We start from the raw sequence: 19,598 nt of genomic DNA on the forward strand, positions 1-19,598 counted from the left end.
CCGCGCTGGGCCAAGGATGGCCCATCGCGGCGGCCCAAGGATTCAAGCCGGAGTGAGGGCATGCCGAGCCTAGGCGAGGCACCGAGTGGTGGGGCACAGACCTTTTGGTTACTTTTGGGGCGTTTGCCAAAAGTGACCCGCTTTAAGAGCGGAACCAATAGAAGCCGTTACCGCAGAAATGGATATGTACACCGACAAACCGCTATCGCAGGCAAGCCAGCTCCCACATTTTTCACCGAGTTTGACCTGAACTAATGTTCCAGCCGTTACATCCCTTCCACCGCCCACCAGCGCGGCAACAGCTGCCGCACACGGGCTTCGCCAAAGCGGTCATCGATCAACATCACCACGCCTCGGTCCTGCTGGCTGCGGATTACCCTACCTGCCGCCTGCACGACCTTTTGAATGCCGGGATACAAATAGGTGTAGTCATAACCCGCGCCGAAAATCGCGCCCATCCGCGCTTTCATCTGTTCGTTGACCGGGTTCAGTTGCGGCAACCCCAGTGTGGCGATAAACGCGCCGATCAACCGCGTGCCAGGCAAATCGATGCCTTCGCCAAACGCGCCACCCAGCACCGCAAAGCCGATGCCTTGGCTGTGCTGAGTGAATTGGTCCAGAAACCCCTGACGCTCGGCCTCGGCCATGCCGCGTGACTGCAACCACAGCGCAATCTGCGGGTGCCGCTCGGCCATCAACTGCGCCACCTGTTGCAGGTAATCAAAGCTTGAAAAGAAGGCCAGATAGTTGCCCGGCTGCACAGCGAACTGCCGGGCAATCAACTCGACAATCGGCCCCAGAGAGGCTTGGCGATGCACAAAACGCGTGGAGATCGCATCAACGATGCGCACCTGCAGTTGCTCGGCCTGAAACGGCGACTCCACATCGATCCACGCGGTGTCGGCAGGCAAGCCGAGCAAGTCAGCGTAATAGTGGCGCGGGCTCAGGGTCGCAGAGAACAGCACACTGCTGCGCGCTGCGGTCAGCCTGGGCCTGATGAATTCGGCCGGCACCACGTTGCGCAGGCACAAGGTCGAAGCGCTGCGTTTGCCGAACTGGCGTTTGCTGATATCGAAGATGAAGTGTTCATTGAACAACTCCGCCACCTTGGCAAACTGCAACGCCTCGAAATAGAAGGCTTGCAGGTCGCCGCTGAGAGCTTCGGGGTGGTCGTTGAAGTAATCGCCCATGGCGCTGGTGCACAGGCTCAACGCCTGGAGCAGCTTGTCGGGTCTGCTGGCGTAAGCCTGGTACGGCGCGACCTGGTCCTTATGCACGGCGTTCCATTCGCGGTTCAGGCGCTGCAAGGGTTTTTTCAGCGGCTCCGGCGCGCTGTCGCGCAGGGTCTTGAGGCTGTATTGATCGAGGCTGGCGCTGTACATCGAGCGGGCGCGTTCCACCAGGTTGTGGGCTTCGTCCACCAGCACCGCCGCGCGCCATTGGTTCAACTGGGCCAGGCCGAACAGCATGGCGCCGAAGTCAAAATAGTAGTTGTAGTCGGCGACCACCAGGTCGGCCCAGCGCGCCATTTCCTGGCTCAGGTAATACGGGCAGACGTCATGGGCCAACGCCACCTCGCGCAGGTTGCGCTGGTCCAACAGGCGCACCTTGGACGCCGCCACGCGTGCCGCCGGCAAGCGATCATAAAAGCCCTTGGCCAATGGGCAGGAATCACCGTGGCAGGCTTTGTCCAGGTGCTCGCAGGCCTTGTCACGCGCCACCAGTTCGAGCACCCGCAACGGCAAGTCGGGGCTGCTGGCGTAGAGCACTTGCGCGGCGTCGAGGGCCAACTTGCGGCCGGGCGTCTTGGCGGTGAGGAAGAACACCTTGTCCAGCTGCTGCGGCGCCAGCGCCTTGAGCAGCGGGAAGATCGTGCCGACGGTCTTGCCAATGCCGGTAGGCGCCTGGGCCATCAGGCAGCGGCCGGTGCTGACGGCCTTGTAGACCGACTCGGCCAACGCACGCTGGCCGGTGCGAAACGCGGCGTGGGGAAACGCCAACGCCTGTGCGGCCTGGTTGCGTGCCTCGCGGTGCTGCATTTCCTTGCGCGCCCAGCCGAGGAACAGCGCACATTGCTGGTTGAAGAACTGCTCAAGATCGCCCGCTGCAAAGCGCTGGTTCAGCAAAGTTTCGCCTTCGCCGACAATATCGAAGTACACCAGCGCCAGATCGATCTCTTGCAGGCCGAGCTTCTGGCACATCAGCCAGCCATACACCTTGACCTGCGCCCAATGCAATTGGCGATGGTTGGCGGGCTGGGCATCGAGGTCGCCGCGATAGGTTTTGACTTCTTCCAGGCGATTGCTGTCCGGGTCGTAGCCGTCTGCCCTGCCCCGCACCTTGAGCTGCTGGTACTCGCCTTCCAGCGCCACTTCATTCTGGTAATGGGCGCTGCGGCGCGAGGCTACCGTGCGATGGCCAATAATGCCTTCCTGGGCGCTGGGCGACGGCGTAAAGCGCAGGTCCAGGTCGCCGACCTTGGCCGTGAACTCGCACAGCGCGCGCACCGCAACGTTGTAGCTCAAGCGGTTTGCGCCCAGCGCACATAACAGACGGTCACCGGCATCTGGTTCTCGCCGCAGAACTCCAGCCAGCGCAGTTGGTTGTCTTGCAAACGGTCACCGGGGCCTTTGACTTCGATCATGCGATAGGTCTTTTGCGCCGGCCAGAACTGGATCAGGTCCGGCATGCCGGCGCGGTTGGCGCGGATATCCAACAGCAGGCGTTCAAACCAGTAGCGCAGGTGTTCGGCGGGCAGGCACGTCAGGGCTTGCTCCAGCAGCTCTTCGCTGAGCAGGTTCCAGAACACGAACGGCGACTGGATGCCCCATTTGTCCACGTAGCGCTGGCGGATGGTGGTTTTGTAACGTTCATCCGTAAGCTGTTCGAAGCACGCGGCGAACAACACCGCGCGACGCTGATGAAAGTCTTCGCTGTGCAGGTCCACCGGCCCGCGTTGGAACGGGTGGAAAAACGAACCTGGCAGCGGCGCGAAAATCGCCTCCCAGCACAACAGCCCGAACAGTGAATTGATCAGCCCGTTTTCGACGTAATGCACCGGCGCATCGGGCTCACTCAAGTGCGCTTGCACGCAGGATTCCACCGACATCAGCGGCGCCTGCACCAGTGCCAGGTCCAGGCGCGTGACTTCACGTGGCTTGACCTTGGGCAGCGCCGGTTCACCGAGCTTGCGCCGCAGGCGTGGCAGCACGCGCAACAGGTGTTGTTGTTCGCCGGCGCTTTGCGGTGCTTGCTGCGCCGCGCACGCCAGGGCCATGGCTTGCGCGTAATCCTCCTGGCGCTCGAGCACGCGAATCAACCGCGCGCGCGCGCCGGGATAGGCGCAATCACGGTAGATCCGGGCCGCCAAATCCAGCTCGGCACTGCGCTCGCAATAGTGGCCGATCTGGAACAGCAATTTAGCCCGACGTTTTTCCAGCCAGGGGTTGTCGGTGGCCAGCAGCACGATCTGCGCCAGTACCTCGTCCAGTGCCTGCCCGGCTTCGAAGGCTTGCTGGCATTGGTGCAGGAACAGAAAGCCGTGCACATCGTCACGGCTGCGCAGGCCACGGGACTCGGCGCAGAACTCGACTTTTTCGTAGGTATAGATGCCCAGATCAGCCAGCACGAACTCGGACCAGTCCTGGTGCAGGTTGCCGAAGAACATCAGCCGCAGGCGGTCGCACAGGTCCATCACGGTGAGGCTGTAGAGCCTGTCGTTCAGCTCGGGGCACCACTGTGCAAAGCTGCGTGACTCGGTGAACTGCACCGCCAGCCCGTCCAGCCAGTCGGCCTTCTTGCCTTTGGGTTGGTCAATCCACGGCGCGAAGGCGGCGAGGATTTCGCCTTTTTGCAGCAGCGCAAACAGCTCAGCAAAACTCAACGGGCCCTGCTGATCGACCCAACCCAACTGCACCAGTGCCAGCGCTGCCGTGTGGGGGCAGCCAATTTCGAGGTAATTGAGTTTGCTCCCGCGAAAATGCACACCTTTGCGCATCACCATACGCACCAGTAGCGCCTGGGACGGCTGCGGCAACCTGTCAAATTGCTGAATAAACTGCATTTCGTCCGGGTCGAGCAAATCGGCATAACGCTGCCCCAGCCACAGCAGTACTTGGCGGAAGTTATGCAGGTAATACAGGGGATCGTCGAGGGGGTTGGCCATGTCGCGCACTGATTGAATACTGGTTATGCATACAGAGTGCCGCCAGCGGCGGGCTGTTGCAATGAGTAATAGATAAATGGCCCACGCAACTTTTTGCATAAAAGTGATCAGATAGGACAGTTGATGGCGTAACATTTGTGGCCCGAAGCCTTAGGCGCGGGACTTTTCAGGGTTAAAGGTAAGGGTAATGAACATGAAGAATTTGGGTCTGCCGTTGGTTGCACTCACTTTTCTGCTGATGGCCGGTTGCTCCACGCAAACCGTAGTGACATTGCAAAATGGCACGCAGTATTTGACCAAGGACACCCCCAAGACCAAGACAGCCGATGGGTTCTATGAATTCACCGACATCGCCGGCAAGCACATCCGCATCAAGGCGGATGACGTTGCGACGGTTCGCAGCGAAAAGTGAAAGCAATCGTCTGAACATCAAAAGCCCCGCAATGCGGGGCTTTTTTGATCGTTCCCATGCCCCGCGTGGGCATGCAGCCCAGGACGCTCCGCGTCCAAAGGCGTGACGCAGAGCGTCACAAGAGGCATTCCCACGCAGAGTGAACTGACCCCCAAAGGTTGGACACAACCTTTGGGGGTGTCATGGGTAAGTACACAGAGCAAGTAAAACTGGCAGCAGTGCAGGACTACTGTTCCGGTAGCGCGGGTTTGAGGGATGTGGCACACCGTCACAATGTGGATTTTTCATCCCTTCGCCAGTGGGTTGCGGCCTATCAGGTGCATGGCGCTGCCGGGCTGAAACAGAAAAAGCTGCAGCGCTATAGCAACGACTTCAAACTGTCTGTTTTGAAACGTATGCGTAAGGAACAGCTGTCCTATCGGCAGACGGCGGCCTTGTTCGACATCCGCAGGTTCGGCATCATCGGCCTCTGGGAGCGCCGCTATGATGAGGGCGGTTTTGATGCCCTTACCAAGCAGCCTAATAGAGCCGGACGTCCGAAAAAAATGCCAACCACCATTCCTCCTGTTCAACCCGACTCACCCGATGATGAGTCGCGCTCACGCGATGATTTGCTTGCCGAGGTAAAGCAGTTGCGGATGGAAAACGACTACCTAAAAAAGCTCGATGCCTTGGTTCAGGAGAAGAAACGAGTAGCGCAGCAGAAAAAGCGCGAATCGTAATAGGACTGAGGCCGCGGCACTCTCTCGAAAGCCTGCTGAAGTTCGCCGGTTTGGCACGCAGCACCTTTTACTATCAGCAAAAGGCGCTGCAAGCGGCTGATAAGCACGCTGAGCTGAAAGACAAGATTCGTTCGACGTTCGATGAGCATAAGGGCCGGTATGGCTACCGCCGGATAACGGCTGCGGTACGAAGCGCTGGTCATCTCGTCAATCACAAGACGGTTCAGCGACTGATGGCGCAGCTTCAGCTCAAGAGCTTGGTGCGCGTGAAGAAATACCGAGCCTACAAGGGTGAGGTAGGCAAGGTAGCGGCAAATCTTTTGAGGCGTGAGTTCGAAGCTCCGTCACCCAATCAAAAGTGGGTAACCGACGTTACAGAGTTCAAAGTTGGAGGCCAGAAGCTTTATCTGTCGCCCGTTTTGGATCTGTACAACGGCGAAATCATTTCCTATGAGGTTGCCAGAAGGCCGCTGTTCGATATGGTCGGGAAGATGCTCAAAGGTGCATTCAAGCGACTTCAGCCGCATGAAAAACCGGTTTTGCACTCAGACCAGGGCTGGCAGTATCGAATGCCCATTTACCTGCAGGCTCTCAAAAAAAGCTCCGTGACGCCGAGCATGTCGCGCAAGGGTAACTGCTACGACAATGCGGCCATGGAGAGTTTTTTCGGCACACTGAAGTCAGAGTTTTTTTATCTGAATAAATTTAACGACCTTGATGAGCTTCACGCTGGCATCGACGAGTACATCCAGTATTACAATCACTCGCGTATCAGACTGAAGCTAAACGGCCTGAGTCCTGTTGAATACAGAACTCAGGCCGCTCAGGCATAGATGGGTAAACGTCCAACTTTGTGGGGTCAGTTCAGAGCGTGGGAACGATCAGTAACGATCAGTACCGGTAGTACGGGTGGTAATACGGGTGATAGTAGGGATGGTAGTAGTACGAGTGGTAGTACGGCCGATAGCAGCATGGGCCGGGATAGGCCGGATACACCGCACACCCGCCCAAGCCCAACAGCACCAGGGCGCACAGCAGCAATCGAAATCGGGACATGCTCGGTTCCTCACATGACGCGCAAAACAGCTCGCGGGTAGTGATTAAACGCGTGAGGCCTGCCGAACCCGTCGCAGCGTTGCGCCGCTGATCGGTGAAGATTTATTTACCGAAGGATTTTCGCCAACCCGGCGTTTAACCGATAAGCCGCCTTCATCTTCGAAGGCGGTAGAACGGAGAAAGACGGCCATGGCACTCATGTCCCGGACGGTACGCGCGCTGTTACTCATCCCCCTGAGCCTGGCGGCCCTGGCCAGTGCGCCGGTGTTTGCCGACACCATCATCATTCGCCAGCCGCCGCGGGTCATCGTGGTTGCTCCCCCGCCGCCGCCGGTTTATTACGGGCACTGGGGTTACGCCCCTCGGCCTTATTACTACCCACATCATGTTTACAGCTACGGCTATGGTTACCCCCACCGGCCGTACTATGGTGGCGGCTGGCGGGGGCACAATTGGCGCTGATCAGCCGATGCTGACGCCGTCCGCCCACAGGCCGCCATGCCCGACGCCGACCAGGGTCACCGAGTCGGCGCCAAAGGTCAGCACCGTGTCTGCGCCGACCACTTTGGCATGATCACGCAGGTCGGTGCTGCCCTCCACGTTCTGGAACACCAGCTTGTCCGTGGTTTGGTAGCCAATCACCCGATCGTTGCCAAAATGGCCGCTGAACAGGAAGGTGTTATGCCCACTGTTGTCGCGGATCGTGTCATTGCCTTTGCCGCCTTCGATAAAGTCTGCGCCCTTGCCGCCCTGGATCAGGTCATTGCCGTCGCTGCCGATGATGAAGGTGTTGCCCTTGTGCGGTTCGGCGTTGCGGTTAAGGTCCTGCACCCAGGTGGTGGCCCGCGCCGGGTCGGACAGGTTGGCGACAATCACTGTGGAGTCGCGGGTCATCTGGTCGTAGAAGCCGGACTCGAGGATGCGCGTCATGCCGTCGCCATAACCGGTGGGCAAATGCGAGACCCAGGTCGGCAGGTTGACGATCGAAAACGGCAGGATATTCCACAACGTCGAAGCGTAGTGGTCGTTGAAGCTGACGATATTGTCGGTGGTCGAGTCGTGGGGTTTGTCGTGCACGCCCAAGGACGACAAGTTGAAGGATGAGCCGTCGAGCGCGCGGAACACCGGGTCGTTTTCGTAGCCGATGTTCAGCACTTTATCGCCGGCACTCTGGGTCGGTGAGGCATAGGCCACGTAGTTGGCGTCTTTGTAGAACCCCGACCATTTGTTGTTGCTTAAATCCGCCATGCTGTTGACCGCGAGCCCGCCCAGGCTGTGGCCGCTGACCACCACGTCCTTGCCGCTCAGGCCATGCGCGCCGGCATAGTCGGCGACATTTTTGAGCAAGCCGCCGAAAGCTTCACCCGCATAGTTTTTTGCATAATCCTTGGGGCCAAAGGCCGCCAGCAGGTCGCTGATCACATCGCCGATGGAGTCGGTGATCAGGCTTTCCCGTGGCCCCGAGGTGCCACGAAAGCCGATGCCGATTTCGAGCAATTTGCCGGCGTCATCGTACTTACCCAGCACCTCGACCTGGGCCGTGGTGTAGCCGGCCTTTTCGCCAAAGAAAGTGCCGCGCGCATCGACCTTGCCGCCATAGCCCAGGGCACTGGCGCTGATGGGCGTCCAGCCGGCTTTCTGCACCGCCGCAAGCGCAGCTTTTTCCGAGTCGGGGTTCCAGGGAATGCCGGGGATCACACCTTGTGAATCCGTGCTTCCCAGCAGCGCCCCCACCAGCGTGGCCGGCAAGCCAAGCCCCAGGCCGTTGTGCTGGTAACCCACGGCAAAGCCGTTGTCCAGGTTGTGGTAGGAATACAGCGTGATCGCCATGGCATCGGCGAACAGCGTTTTGGAGCCCTCGGTGCCGAGGTTTTTATAGTCAAAGATACCCATGGTAGTGCCTCTCTGTTGTTGGATTTGTAGAGAAAGCGAAAACACGTTTCAGCGTTGGACGCTGGTTTTATGTGGGAGCTGGCTTGCCTGCGATAGCCTCGCCTCAGTGTCACTGACACACCGAGTTGCCTGCATCGCGGGCAAGCCCGGCTCCCACATAAGCCCAACCCCACACAAGGGATGAAGCCTTTTAGAACGCCCAGTCGAGGCTCAACCCCACCCCGTGGACCTTGTCCTTGCTGGCCAAGAGACCGTTGTAATCAAAGTTCACCCGCGCATCCTTACTCAGCGCCAGGCTGACCCGCGCACCGACCAACGCGGCATCGCGCACCATCGGTGCACTTTCTACCGCAAACGCCGGGCCGCCCGAGGCAAATGCCAGGTGCTGCTCGGAATCGGTGCTGCTCAGGTTGTGCTGCCAGCCCAGCGAACCGGACACTTCCAACTGCTGGTGATCATTCACATTGAAGGTTTTCAAGGCGCGTACGCCCAGGGTGCTCAGCACCACATCGCGGGTGTCGTCATGGCCTTTGAGCGCGGCGGCGTCACCCTTTTCGGTAAAACCGTCGGTATCCAGGTGCACATAGGCCAGGTTGGCGAACGGCTCCAGGGCCAGCGGTTGCAGGTTGACGCGGTAAGCCGCCTCACCAAACACCTGAGTGCTGCTCGCGTCGACTTTGACCTTCTGCTTGCCGGCCACATCGCCGTATTGCAGGTCACGCTTCACATCGGCGCGATGCCAGCTGTAGGTTGCCCCACCGCTCAGGCGCAAGGCACCGATCTCATGCCCGGCATAGGCACCGAAGTGGTAGCTGTCGACCGAGGCCCGGGAATGGGTGTCGTTACCCATGTTCAACGAGGTGTCGCTGTAGCCGGCGACCAAACCGATACGCGTCGACTCATCCAGCGCGCCATCCACACCGGCGAGCATGCCGCCCAGCGAGGTGGTGTAGCCCGCGGTGTCGCTGCGGCTGTCGGTCTTGCCCCACGCGCCCAAGGCCTTAACCCAGACGTTGCCACGGCTGTCGATGGTTTCGCTGCTGGCGCCCATCTCGCCATTGCGCAGACGCTCGCCGACGGCTTCGCGCACGTAACGGCTGTCGTTGATCAACGCACTTTGCAGTGCCGGGTAGATTTCGCCGGAGAGCTGCTGGAACGCGCCTTGGGCCGAGGCCGCATTCGGTGCCAGCAACAGGCTTTCATACACCGCGTTGCCGGCGCCTAACTGGTCCGCCGCCGCCGCGACCGCACGCTGGTTCGGCGTGACCGCCACACTGGCAAAGCTGTTGGTGCGTGCCACGTCCAACTGCACGCCGTTGGCGGCATAGTTGAGGGTGCCGCCGATAAACAGGTAGTTCGGCAACACCGCGCCGAAGGTTCCGGTCACGCCGCCTGCGGCTTGCAGGATGTTGTACTGGCGGCCGATCAAGCTTTGCGCCTGGGCGTTCGTCAACAGCGTCGGGCTGTTTTCCAGCGCCAGGGTCACAGTACCGCCATTGAGCGTGGCGGTGCCGCCGGCCACAATGCGGTCGCTGCTGGTGGGCGACAGCTCCACCGCGTAGGTCGAACCCGCGTCAAAGGTGACATTGCCCGCCACATTCAAGGTGCCGATGGAGTTGCCCGGCGCCACGGTGCCGCCGCTTTTGGCGGTCAGCGAGCCGATACGGCCCGAGCCACCGAGCACACCGGCCTGGCTGACGGTGACGTCGGAAGTGACCGAACCGTTGATTGCCAGCAAGCCCTGGTTGACCAAAGTCGGCCCGCTGTAGGTGTTAGTGCCAGTCAGTACCAGCGCGCCGATGCCCTGCTTGGTCAGGCCGCCATGGCCGGAGATGTCATTGCTCCACACATCCAGGCCGCAATGCACGTCGGTGCACAGACGCTGGGTCGGTTTACCGGCATCCACCACCGCACCGATGCCTGGCAGGTCGGCGACAAACTGGCTGCTGCCATAGGCACCGTCGATACGGAACTCAGCAGGAATGTCCTCGGCGGTGACGAACATCCCTGGCCCGTTGACTGCTTTGCCCAGGTTGATCATGCCCCAGCCATACAGCGCGTCGATGCCCGGCGCGCCAAGGTCGGTGGCGGTGGTTTTGAGCACGGTGGCGACCTGCTCGCCGCTCATGTAGGGGAAGCGCTCCATCAACACCGCCGCTGCGCCAGCCACATGGGGCGCCGCCATGGAGGTGCCGTTTTTGTTGGCCCAGTCGGTGGTCAGGTTGCTCAGGTCGGTGCCGTTGATGATCGAACTGAAGATTTTGGTACCGGGTGCCGACACACAAAAGCTCGCCGCATAACCGCAGCGCGACGAGAAGGTGCTGATCACATACGGGTTGGCACTCGCGGTGTCCGGGTTTTGTTGCAAGGCGGCTACCGACAGCCAGTTCGGTGCAATTTCCGGCACAAAGTACGCCAGGCCCGACATCGCGTCCGGGTTGTTGCGGTTGTAGTCGTTACCAGCGGCAAAGATGGTCAGCACGCCGCTGCGGGCCGCATCGATTGCGCCTTGGTAGGCGCCACCGGCAAGCGTGCCGAGGATCGGCCGGATGTTGTTGAACTGAGCCTGGGCTTCATTGACCGTGAAATTGGGGTACGCCGGATCGCGCCCGCCCTTGGCGTATTGATCGCCAATGCCGATACCCCAGCTGTTGTTGATGATGCGTGCGCCGCTGGCCACCAGACCATCCCAACCGGCCTTGTACACCGCACCGTCGTTGCCGAGGATGATCCCGTCTTCCGGACCTGGGTCGCCGTTTTCGGCGCTGAGGATTTGCGCATTGAACGCCACGCCGTGCATCGGCCCGCCGTCACGGTTACCGGCGGCAATCCCGCCGACGTGGGTGCCGTGGTTACCCAGCTTGCCGTTGGAGTCCTTGGATGGCGTGCCGTCATAGCGGAACGCATCACCGGCCTTCACCGGAATATACGGGTCGGTGTATTGGCGGATGCCTTCGGTGACAATCGTCACCACCTTGTTGGGGCTGGCGAACTCCGGGTGCTGCGCATACACCGGCTGGTCAAAGATGCCCAGTTTGACGCCTTTGCCGGTGTAGCCGGCGGCATACGCGGTGTCTGAGTGGATGGCGCCCAGGCCCCAATCGGCCTTGAACTCACTGCTGCGCCAACTGGCGGCATCGCCCAGTTTGCCGGTTTCCACATAGGGTGCGGCCTGGGCGGTCCCCAGACTTGCCAGGCAGCACAGCAGCGCGCCGTATGGCACGCAGCTCAAAGCCTTGAGCGGGTAGCCCGGGCCTGTGTGAGTGGCGGTATTTAACCCTGGTTTGCGTTTGTTCACGGTGACCTTCCTTAGTTTTCTTATTGCCGGTAGGTGAATCACTTTTCTTCAGCGCCGCAGTGCTCAGGTGGGAGCTGGCTTGCCTGCGATAGCGTCAGCTCAGCCGACCTTTTCATCGACTGACCCACCGCCATCGCAGGCAAGCCAGCTCCCACAGTTAGAACTGCCAGTTCAGGCTCAGCCCCACGCCTTGGGTTTTCGCGCGCCCACTCAACTGGCCGTTGTAATCCAGGTTGACCCGCGTGGCCTTGCTCAGCGCCAGGCTGGCCTGCACACCGACCAGCGCGGCATCACGCAACAACGGCGAACTGCGCACGGCAAACGACGGCCCGCCGGCGACAAACGCCAAGTGTTCTTCGGATTCAACTGCCGTCAGGCTGTGCTGCCAGCCCAGCGAACCGGACAGTTCCAACTGCTGATGGTCGTTCAGTGGCAGGGTTTTCAAGGCACGCAGCCCGAGGGTGCTGAGCACCGCATCGCGCCGATCGCTGCCACGCTCAAGCGCAGCCGAATCACCTTTTTCATGGAACGAGTCACTGTCCAGGTGGACATAGGCCAGGTTGGCGAACGGCTCCAGCGCCAGCGGTTGCAGGTGAATGCGGTACGCCGCTTCAGTGAACAACTGCGCCGTGCGCGCATCCAGCTTGGTCTTTTGCTTGCCGCTGACTTCGCCGTATTGCAGGTCACGCTTTACGTCGCCGCGATGCCAGCTGTAGGCGCCGCCCACGCTGACGCGCCAGTCGCCCAGTTCACGCCCGGCGTAAGCGCCGAAGTGATAACTGTCGATGGACGCCGATGAATGCGTGCCACTGCCCATGTTCAGCGAACTGTCGCTGTAGCCGGCGACCACACCCACGCGGGTCTGTTCGTCCAGCGCGCCGTCCACACCGGCGAGCAAACCGCCAATCGAGGTGGTCGAGCCTGCCGTTTCGCTGCGGCTGTCGATCTTGCCCCAGGCGCCAAGTGCCTTGAGCCACAGGTTGCTTTCGCCGCTCACCGGCACATGGCGCAGGCGTTCACCCACAGCGTCACGCAGTTGCAGGCTGTCGTTGATCAGCATCGCGCCAATCGCCGGGTAGATCTCACCCGACAGTTGCTGCAAACCCTGGCGGGCGGTGGCCACCGAGTCCGACTGCAACAGGCTTTCATACACCGAGTTACCGGCGCCCAGTTGCTCGGCCGCCGCCGCGACATTGCGCTGGTTACGCGTGGCGGCAACGCTGGCGAACGCTGCGTTATTGCGCCCCACATCCAACTGCACGCCGTTGGCGGCATAATCGAGGGTGCCGCCGAGGAACAGGTAATTAGGCAGCACCTGGCCGAACTGGCCCTGGATGCCACCCGCTGCCTGGAGGATGGTGTATTGGCGGCCGATCAGGCTTTGCACCTGGCTCTGGCTGAGCAGTGTCGGGCTGTTTTCCAGTGCCAGGGTCACGGTGCCGCCGCCCAGCACGGCTTTGCCGCCTGCGACGATGCGGTCGCTGCTGGTAGGCGTGAGTTCCACCGCATAGGTGGAGCCTGCGCCCAGGTTCACATCACCGGCCACCTGCAAGGTGCCTACGGAATTGCCCGGTGCCACGGTGCCGCCGCTGTTGACGCTCAAGGCGCCGATACGTCCGGAGCCGCCGAGGGTGCCGCTGTTGTTGACGGTCACCGCCGAGGTCAGCGAACCGTTGACTGCCAGCAGGCCGCCATTGACGCTGGTCGTACCGCGATACGTGCTGTCGCCGCTGAGCACCAGGCTGCCGGCGCCGGATTTGATCAGGCTGCCCTCGTACACGCGGTTGGCGGCGGCCTGATCACGGGCAGTGCCAACGGCGTAATCGGTCTGGTCCTGCTGGCTGGCATTTGCGCCCACGCCGTTCTGCCAGCCCTTATCGATCAGGGTTTGCTGCCAGGCGCTGTGCTCGGCGCGGTCTTCGGCCTGGCGCTGAACCAAGGCTTGGTCGGAGATACCATTGCTCCACACATCGCCCTGCCCGGCCGCCAAGTTGACGTTCATTGCGCCGAGCAATTGCCCCGGCCCGTGCATCGCTCGGCCGAGGTCCGGTACGCCCCAGCCCACAGTGGTGTTGGGCGCCTGGGTGATCGAGCCGTCGAGCTGCGTGGCGGTGGTCAACAGCACTTGCAACGCCTGCTCATTGCTCATGTACGGGTAGCGCTCCATCACCAGCGCCAGCGCGCCGGTGGCATGCGGTGCCGACATCGAGGTGCCGGATTTGACCCCGTAACCGCCGTCGGGAATGGTGCTGTTGATCAGCGCGCCAGGCGTAGAGATGCACCAGTATTTGGCAATGCCGCACTTGTTGTATTTCTGGTTATTGGCTTTATCCAGGCCGGATACCGCCAGCCAGTGGCCTTCCAGTTCCGGCTGGAAATACGGCAATGCCGAGCGCACGCTGGCATTCGCATAACCGCTGTTGCCGGCGCTGAACACGTTAATCACCCCGGCTTTGGCCACGTCCGCTGCGGCATCCAGCCAGGTGCCCTGGTTGTAATGCTGGGCATAGGCGGCGTGCAGGTCGCCGAGGGTCTGGTAGCTGACATCCTTGGGCTGGCTGCCCCAGCTGTTGTTGATCGCACGCACGCCGGAATCCACCAGCGCGGTATACACCGCCTTGAAATACTTGGGGTCCGGGGTCGGGCCAAACAGGAAGCTGTCGTTGGCGTTGGTATTGCCCACATAGATTTGCGCGTTATACGCCACGCCATGTATGCCCACGCCATCACGTGCCGCGCCCATGGTGCCGGTGACATGGGTGCCGTGGGAGTCATTGTTGGGGTTGAGCGCGCCGGTGGTGCTGAACGCGCTGCCATCCACATACGTGCCGCTGGCGCTGACCGCGTGGTAGCGGTCTTTGGAAGCTTCCGGGTGGTTGGGATCAAAACCCGAGTCCAACGCGCCGACTTTGACCCCGATGCCGGTAATGCCGGCCGCATAGGCCTCATCCGCCTTCATGCGCCCCAGGCCCCAGTCACTCTGGAATTCGGCGGAGCGCCAACTGGCGGGATTACCCGCTTGGCCGTTTTCGGTATAGGCCGCCTGCGCCGCAACGGACAACAGGAGTAACGAGCCTGCGGTAAACGGTTTGAAACGTGGTGAATGGGTGATCATCTAACCCCTCCTTATTCTTCTTATGGATGCTCATTTCACCGGGCCGAAGGCCTCATCGACTTTCGCCAGGTCGGTGTCACGCAAGTTGCCCGCGTAGTAGTGCAATTTGGTCCAGGCCATCAAATAGTCGTAACGCGCCTGGGCCAGGTCGCGACGGGTGCTGTACAGCTGCTGCTCGGCGTTCAGCGCATCGAGGTTGACCCGCTCGCCGCCGAGGATGCTTTGCTTGGTCGACACCACCAGCGCTTCGGCCGAGGTCAGGGCCTTTTGGTACGCGCGCAATTTGCTCACGCCCGACAGGCACGCACTGAACTGGCGGCGCAGTTCGATCAGGGTTTCGCGGGTCTTGCCTTCCAGTTCGTACTCGGCCTGTTCCATGCCACGGCTGGCCTGGCGGGTTGAGGCGGAGATACCGCCACCGGCATACAACGGCAGGCTGACTTCGACGCCGATGGTGTTGGTGTCGTAGCGCTGGTTGTAGGTGTTGCCGCTGTCGGACTCCTGTTTGCGCGAGCTGGCATACGCGGTGATCTTGGGCAAATGCCCGGCGCGGTTGCGCTCCACTTCATAACGCGCGACTTCCACGGCCTGGCGCTGCGATGCCAGCGTGGGGTTATTGCTCAGCGCCAGTTCATGCCAGGTGTCGTAGTTGGCCGGGGTCAGGGTGAAGGCGGCAAAGCTCTGGTTCAGCGGCGCCAGGTCGTGAATGTCGACGCTTTGCACGCCGATCAACGCCCCCAGTTCACGCAAGGACGCGTCCTGCTCATCCAGTGCCTGGATCTCTTCGGCGGTGGCCAGCTCATAGCGCGACTCGGCTTCGAGAATATCGGTGCGTGTGCCTTCGCCCTGTTGGAACAGGTGCTGGTTCTGCTGGAACTGCTGCTCGTAGGCCTTTTTCTTGGCGCGGGCAATGTCGATCTGGTCCTGGGCGAATAGCGCCTGGGTGTAATAACTCAGCACGCGCACCAGCAACGCCTGGCTCTTGTCGCGAAAGCTTTCATCGGCAAACAGCGCCTGGGCCACGCCCTTGCGGTAGTTGGCGTAGGCTTCGTAATCGAACAAAGGCTGTTGCAAGCTGAAAGTCGAGCCATAGCTGTTGTAGTTGCGGTCGTCGCGGTAACTGCCGCCGCGCCCGTCCGGCAGGTGCGCTTCGGAGTTGTTGCGGCCCTTGTTGTAGTTGTACGACAGGCGCGGCAACAGCCCGGCACGGCCAATGGTGCGGTTTTCCAGGCCGGCATCGCGCTCCTTGATCGCGCCCAGAAACACCGGGTCGTTACGCAAGGCCTGTTCGTATACATCAAACGGGCCCATGGCGGCGTGGGCACTGGTGCAGCTCAACAATAAGGTGATGAACACAACGCGCATGCTCATTCCTCAGTCAACGCAGAACCGGCGCGATCGAGCAGCGGCTTGAACAGGTAATTGAGCAGCGAACGTTCGCCAGTACGCACAAACATTTCGGCGGGCATGCCCGGCTTGATCACTAGGCCGTGGAGTTTTTCCAATGCAGCCTCGCTGACCGTGGTGCGCAGCACGTAGTAAGGCTGGCCGGTCTTTTCATCGAGCATCTGGTCGGCCGAGATCAGGCTGACTTCGCCCGGTACACGCGGGGTGCGGCTCTGGTTGAAGGCGGTAAACAGAATGTCGACGGGTAAGTGCGTACCCACCTTGTCGACCAGGTGCACCGGCAAATGCCCTTCCACTTCCAGGCGCGTGCCTTGTGGCACGATCTCCAACAGGGTTTCACCGGCGCGCACCACGGCGCCCTCGGTGTGCACACTGAGGTTGACTGCAATGCCATCGGCTGGCGCATTGATCTCGCTGTGCTGCAAATCAAAGCCCGCCGAGGTCAGTTGCTGCTCCAGGGTCAGGCTGCGCAGTTGCGCGTCGGCCAGTTGGCTGCGCACTTCTTTCTGATATTCCTCACTGTGCTGCTGCAACTTGAGGCGTGACTCGAGAATGCCCTGCTCCACGCGTCCGCTTTCGCCAGTGTTCTGCGCCAGGTCCTGTTGCACCTGGGACAGTTGTCGCTGGTAGTCCAACAAGCGGTTGCGCGGGATATAGCCGTTGTCGGCCAAGGGTTGCAGGTTGGCGAGTTGATCACGCAGCGATTGCGCCTGGGCGGACAGGTCGGTGCGCGCGCGGCGCATGCCACTCAGTTGCGAGGTGGCGCCATCGATATTGGCGCGGATCCCGGCCTGCTCGCGGGCAAAGGCTTCGCGGCGGCTGCTGAACAATTGGCGCTGGCCTTCCAGCACCAACGCCAAAGCCGGATCGGGGTTGGCGCTCAGCTCAGCGGGAAAGGTAATCGCTGCCTGGTTGTCGCGCTCGCTCTGCCAGCGTGCCACGCTGGCCCAGGCCATGCGGTACTGGGCTTGCAGCGACTGCACGTCGGCCTGGTTCTGGGTCTGGTCGAGGCGAAACAGCGGCTGGCCTTGTTTGACCAACTCGCCCTCCTTCACCAGGATCCGGCTGACCACGCCGGGGCTGAAGGTTTGCACGGCCTTGCGCTTGCCCGAGACCACCACCGTGCCTTGCACGGGAATGCCTTGGTCCAATGGCGCGAGGCTCGCCCAGAGGAAAAACCCACCGGCGCCGACAACCGTCAGCAACCAACCCATCTTCACGAAAAAACCGGCATCACGCTCTTTAAAACGGGGCTCAACTGTAAGGCTGCTCATGCGCCTGGATTCCTTCCGGTCTGGTACTGACGGCTAAGGCTCACACCGGCCTTTTCCCGTGGCGCTTCCTGCTGTTGCTGGCCCGACAACGCGCGCAGCACTTCCTGGCTGGGGCCGAATGCCTGCAATTGGCCTTCGCTGAGCACCAGCAACTTGTCGGCCTGGGCCAACGCCGAGGAGCGGTGGGTGACCAGCACCACGCTGCTGCCCTGGGCTTTCATCTGCACGATGGCGCTGGCCAGGGCGGCCTCGCCCACGGTGTCAAGGTTGGAGTTGGGTTCATCCAGCACGATCAAACGCGGCGCGCCGTACAGCGCACGCGCCAGGGCCACCCGCTGCTTCTGGCCACCGGAGAGGCCGCCACCGTTGTCGCCCAGCACGGTGTCGTAGCCTTGCGGCAGACGCAGGATCAACTCATGCACGCCCGCCTGTTGCGCGGCTTTCACCACCAAATCCGGGTCGGCGTCACAAAAGCGCGCAATGTTGTCGGCAATGCTGCCGCTGAACAGTTCGATGTCTTGGGGCAAGTAGCCGATATGCGGGCCGAGGTCGTCGCGGTTCCAGCGATGGATATCCGCGCCGTCCAGGCGCACGGTGCCGGCCAGGGTTGGCCACACCCCAACCAGTACGCGGGCCAGGGTCGACTTGCCCGAACCCGAGGCACCGAGCACGCCCAGCACTTCACCGGCGCCAAGGCTGAAACTGACCTGCTGCAGGGTTGCCATACGCCGCCCGGGCGGACCGGCGCTGACGTGTTCGAAACTCATCTGGCCCTTGGGCGCCGGCAAGGTCATTGGCTCGGCTTCGGGTGGAAATTCACGCAACAGGTCGTCAAGGCGCTGGTAAGCCAGCTTGGCCGAACTCCACTGCTTCCAAACCGCAATCAGTTGGTCGATGGGGCTGAGCACGCGGCCCATCAGGATGGAACCGGCGATCATCATCCCCGCCGTCATCTCGCCCTTGATCACCAGAAAGGCGCCCAGGCCCAGCACCAAGGATTGCAGGCACAGGCGCAGGGATTTGCTCAGCGAGGTAATCACCGAACCGGTGTCGCTGGCCCGGTTCTGAAACCCGAGGAACTGCGAATGCACCGCGAACCAGCGTTTGCGCAACGCGCCGAGCATGCCCATGGCCTGGATGGTCTCGGCGTTGTGCAAGTGGCTGGTGGCCAACTGGGTCGACTGCTGGGAAAAGGCTCCCGCCTCGCCCAGTGGTTTTTTGGTCAGGTACTCATTCAGGCACGCCAGTGCGATCAACAGCACAGCGCCCGCCGTGGCCAACACGCCCAGCCACACGTTGAACAGGAAAATCACAAACAGGTAGATGGGAAACCACGGCGCATCGAAGAACGCAAACAGCGCAGGCCCGGTGATGAATTGGCGGATCACGGTCAAATCGCCCAGCGACTGCCCGGCATGCCCCTGGCCGCGTTGCAGGTTGCGCTCAAACGCGGCTTTGTACACCCGCAAGTTGAAGCGCCGTTCCAACTGACTGCCGATGCGTATCACGACAAAACTGCGCAGCACTTCCAGCGTGCCGATAAACACAAAGAAGCCCACGACCATCAGCGTCAACATCACCAGGGTGGTTTCATTCTGGGAGGACAACACACGGTCATACACTTGCAGCATGTAAATCGACGGCACCAGCATCAACAGGTTAATCAAGGCGGTAAAGCAACCGATGCTGATCAAAATGCTCTTGTATTCACCCAACGCCCTGAATAAAGGCGCAACCGCATGGGACTTCGCCATAGTGTCTGATCTTCCCCAAAGCCAATGACGCGCAATAGTTGCCCCTGCCCTGAAGTGGGACGGCCAACTATTAATCTCTAGCTATAAGCTTATAACTTTTTAATTAAGGTGTTCGTTGCAGCACAACTTCCGCTATTGAAGGTGTGTGCCCTTTGTATTCACCGTCTTTCTCGCGGTTCAAATGAACAATTCCGCTGCCCTCGGCGTTAAACAGCCAGATACCGTCCGGGGTCGGCGACCAGCTCAGCGGTTTATCACCCAGCCAACGTTCGGCACAGTCGACATCACCGGCCACGGCGTTGGGCTGATCCAACAGGTCGAGTGCACACACCTGGTCCTTTTGCTGCAATTGCCAATGGCCGGCCAATTGCGCGGTGGTGGGTAAAACCAGACTACTCGCCATGACGTGGGCTCCTGCCGAAACGAACAACACCTGTGAAGCACAGGCGATCAAATGGGAAAAACGCGGCATCTGCTGCTCCATCCTGAGTGCGCGGCGCCG

The 19,598-nt window shown here is 61.0% G+C and carries 13 protein-coding genes; 3 read left to right on the plus strand and 10 right to left on the minus strand.

Annotation, left to right across the window (positions count from 1 at the left end):
• Positions 1-266: 266 nt before the first annotated feature.
• Positions 267-2,525 carry an ATP-dependent DNA helicase gene (locus P5706_RS16450; protein ID WP_285680208.1) on the minus strand — a complete coding sequence of 753 codons (2,259 nt, stop codon included), beginning with the start codon at positions 2,523-2,525 and terminating at the stop codon, positions 267-269.
• Positions 2,522-4,165, minus strand: a complete 1,644-nt coding sequence (locus P5706_RS16455; RefSeq protein ID WP_285680210.1) for a VRR-NUC domain-containing protein — start codon at positions 4,163-4,165, stop codon at positions 2,522-2,524. Before P5706_RS16455 ends, P5706_RS16450 begins: the two co-directional genes overlap by 4 nt.
• A 187-nt stretch (positions 4,166-4,352) precedes the next feature.
• Here P5706_RS16455 and P5706_RS16460 point away from each other — a divergent pair, with 187 nt between their 5' ends.
• The gene (locus tag P5706_RS16460; RefSeq protein WP_017135598.1) at positions 4,353-4,577 is read left to right on the plus strand and encodes a YgdI/YgdR family lipoprotein; all 225 of its coding nucleotides are present in this window, start codon (positions 4,353-4,355) and stop codon (positions 4,575-4,577) included.
• 182 nt (positions 4,578-4,759) lie between these two features.
• A protein-coding gene (locus tag P5706_RS16465; RefSeq protein WP_285678350.1) for an IS3 family transposase occupies positions 4,760-6,132 on the plus strand; the annotation gives its coding sequence in 2 pieces (ribosomal slippage) (positions 4,760-5,231 and positions 5,231-6,132; 1,374 coding nt in all).
• 58 nt (positions 6,133-6,190) lie between these two features.
• Here P5706_RS16465 and P5706_RS16470 read toward each other — a convergent pair.
• Positions 6,191-6,355, minus strand: coding sequence for a hypothetical protein (locus P5706_RS16470; protein ID WP_162843021.1), 165 nt, complete (start codon positions 6,353-6,355; stop codon positions 6,191-6,193).
• 198 nt (positions 6,356-6,553) lie between these two features.
• Between P5706_RS16470 and P5706_RS16475 the strand changes: the two genes are divergently transcribed.
• The gene (locus P5706_RS16475; RefSeq protein WP_244657832.1) at positions 6,554-6,817 is read left to right on the plus strand and encodes a hypothetical protein; all 264 of its coding nucleotides are present in this window, start codon (positions 6,554-6,556) and stop codon (positions 6,815-6,817) included.
• Here the strand turns inward: P5706_RS16475 and P5706_RS16480 are convergent, their stop codons facing one another.
• The 7 genes from P5706_RS16480 to P5706_RS16510 all read right to left on the minus strand — a co-directional run bounded on the left by P5706_RS16480 (position 6,818) and on the right by P5706_RS16510 (position 19,568).
• Entirely contained in the window at positions 6,818-8,248 is a 1,431-nt protein-coding gene (locus tag P5706_RS16480) for a polyurethane esterase (protein WP_285680214.1), read from the minus strand.
• 190 nt (positions 8,249-8,438) lie between these two features.
• A complete protein-coding gene (locus tag P5706_RS16485; protein WP_285680216.1) occupies positions 8,439-11,546 on the minus strand; it encodes an autotransporter outer membrane beta-barrel domain-containing protein in 3,108 nt (1,035 codons plus the stop codon).
• Between the two features lie 157 nt (positions 11,547-11,703).
• Positions 11,704-14,661: an autotransporter serine peptidase EprS gene (gene eprS, locus P5706_RS16490; RefSeq protein ID WP_285680218.1), complete on the minus strand. Its 2,958-nt coding sequence runs from the start codon at positions 14,659-14,661 to the stop codon at positions 11,704-11,706.
• 30 nt (positions 14,662-14,691) lie between these two features.
• Entirely contained in the window at positions 14,692-16,026 is a 1,335-nt protein-coding gene (locus P5706_RS16495; protein WP_056859967.1) for a TolC family outer membrane protein, read from the minus strand.
• 2 nt (positions 16,027-16,028) lie between these two features.
• Positions 16,029-17,342, minus strand: coding sequence for an HlyD family type I secretion periplasmic adaptor subunit (locus tag P5706_RS16500; RefSeq protein ID WP_285680221.1), 1,314 nt, complete (start codon positions 17,340-17,342; stop codon positions 16,029-16,031).
• Positions 17,339-19,096 (minus strand): type I secretion system permease/ATPase, encoded by a 1,758-nt coding sequence (locus P5706_RS16505; RefSeq protein ID WP_285680223.1) that lies wholly within the window; start codon positions 19,094-19,096, stop codon positions 17,339-17,341. Before P5706_RS16505 ends, P5706_RS16500 begins: the two co-directional genes overlap by 4 nt.
• A 103-nt stretch (positions 19,097-19,199) precedes the next feature.
• Positions 19,200-19,568: a protease inhibitor Inh/omp19 family protein gene (locus P5706_RS16510; protein ID WP_200432678.1), complete on the minus strand. Its 369-nt coding sequence runs from the start codon at positions 19,566-19,568 to the stop codon at positions 19,200-19,202.
• Positions 19,569-19,598 lie beyond the last annotated feature (30 nt).

The sequence above is a fragment of the Pseudomonas sp. ChxA genome (assembly GCF_030263855.1).
In the GTDB taxonomy this organism is placed as follows: domain Bacteria; phylum Pseudomonadota; class Gammaproteobacteria; order Pseudomonadales; family Pseudomonadaceae; genus Aquipseudomonas; species Aquipseudomonas fluorescens_CB.

Excerpts from the sequence above, each read along its gene's own strand:
- P5706_RS16455 (WP_285680210.1), bottom strand. The coding sequence starts at position 4,165 with ATGGCCAACCCCCTCGACGATCCCCTGTATTACCTGCATAACTTCCGC.
- P5706_RS16460 (WP_017135598.1), top strand. The coding sequence starts at position 4,353 with ATGAACATGAAGAATTTGGGTCTGCCGTTGGTTGCACTCACTTTTCTG.
- P5706_RS16470 (WP_162843021.1), bottom strand. The coding sequence starts at position 6,355 with ATGTCCCGATTTCGATTGCTGCTGTGCGCCCTGGTGCTGTTGGGCTTG.
- P5706_RS16475 (WP_244657832.1), top strand. The coding sequence starts at position 6,554 with ATGTCCCGGACGGTACGCGCGCTGTTACTCATCCCCCTGAGCCTGGCG.
- P5706_RS16480 (WP_285680214.1), bottom strand. The coding sequence starts at position 8,248 with ATGGGTATCTTTGACTATAAAAACCTCGGCACCGAGGGCTCCAAAACG.
- eprS (WP_285680218.1), bottom strand. The coding sequence starts at position 14,661 with ATGATCACCCATTCACCACGTTTCAAACCGTTTACCGCAGGCTCGTTA.
- P5706_RS16495 (WP_056859967.1), bottom strand. The coding sequence starts at position 16,026 with ATGCGCGTTGTGTTCATCACCTTATTGTTGAGCTGCACCAGTGCCCAC.
- P5706_RS16500 (WP_285680221.1), bottom strand. The coding sequence starts at position 17,342 with ATGAGCAGCCTTACAGTTGAGCCCCGTTTTAAAGAGCGTGATGCCGGT.
- P5706_RS16505 (WP_285680223.1), bottom strand. The coding sequence starts at position 19,096 with ATGGCGAAGTCCCATGCGGTTGCGCCTTTATTCAGGGCGTTGGGTGAA.
- P5706_RS16510 (WP_200432678.1), bottom strand. The coding sequence starts at position 19,568 with ATGCCGCGTTTTTCCCATTTGATCGCCTGTGCTTCACAGGTGTTGTTC.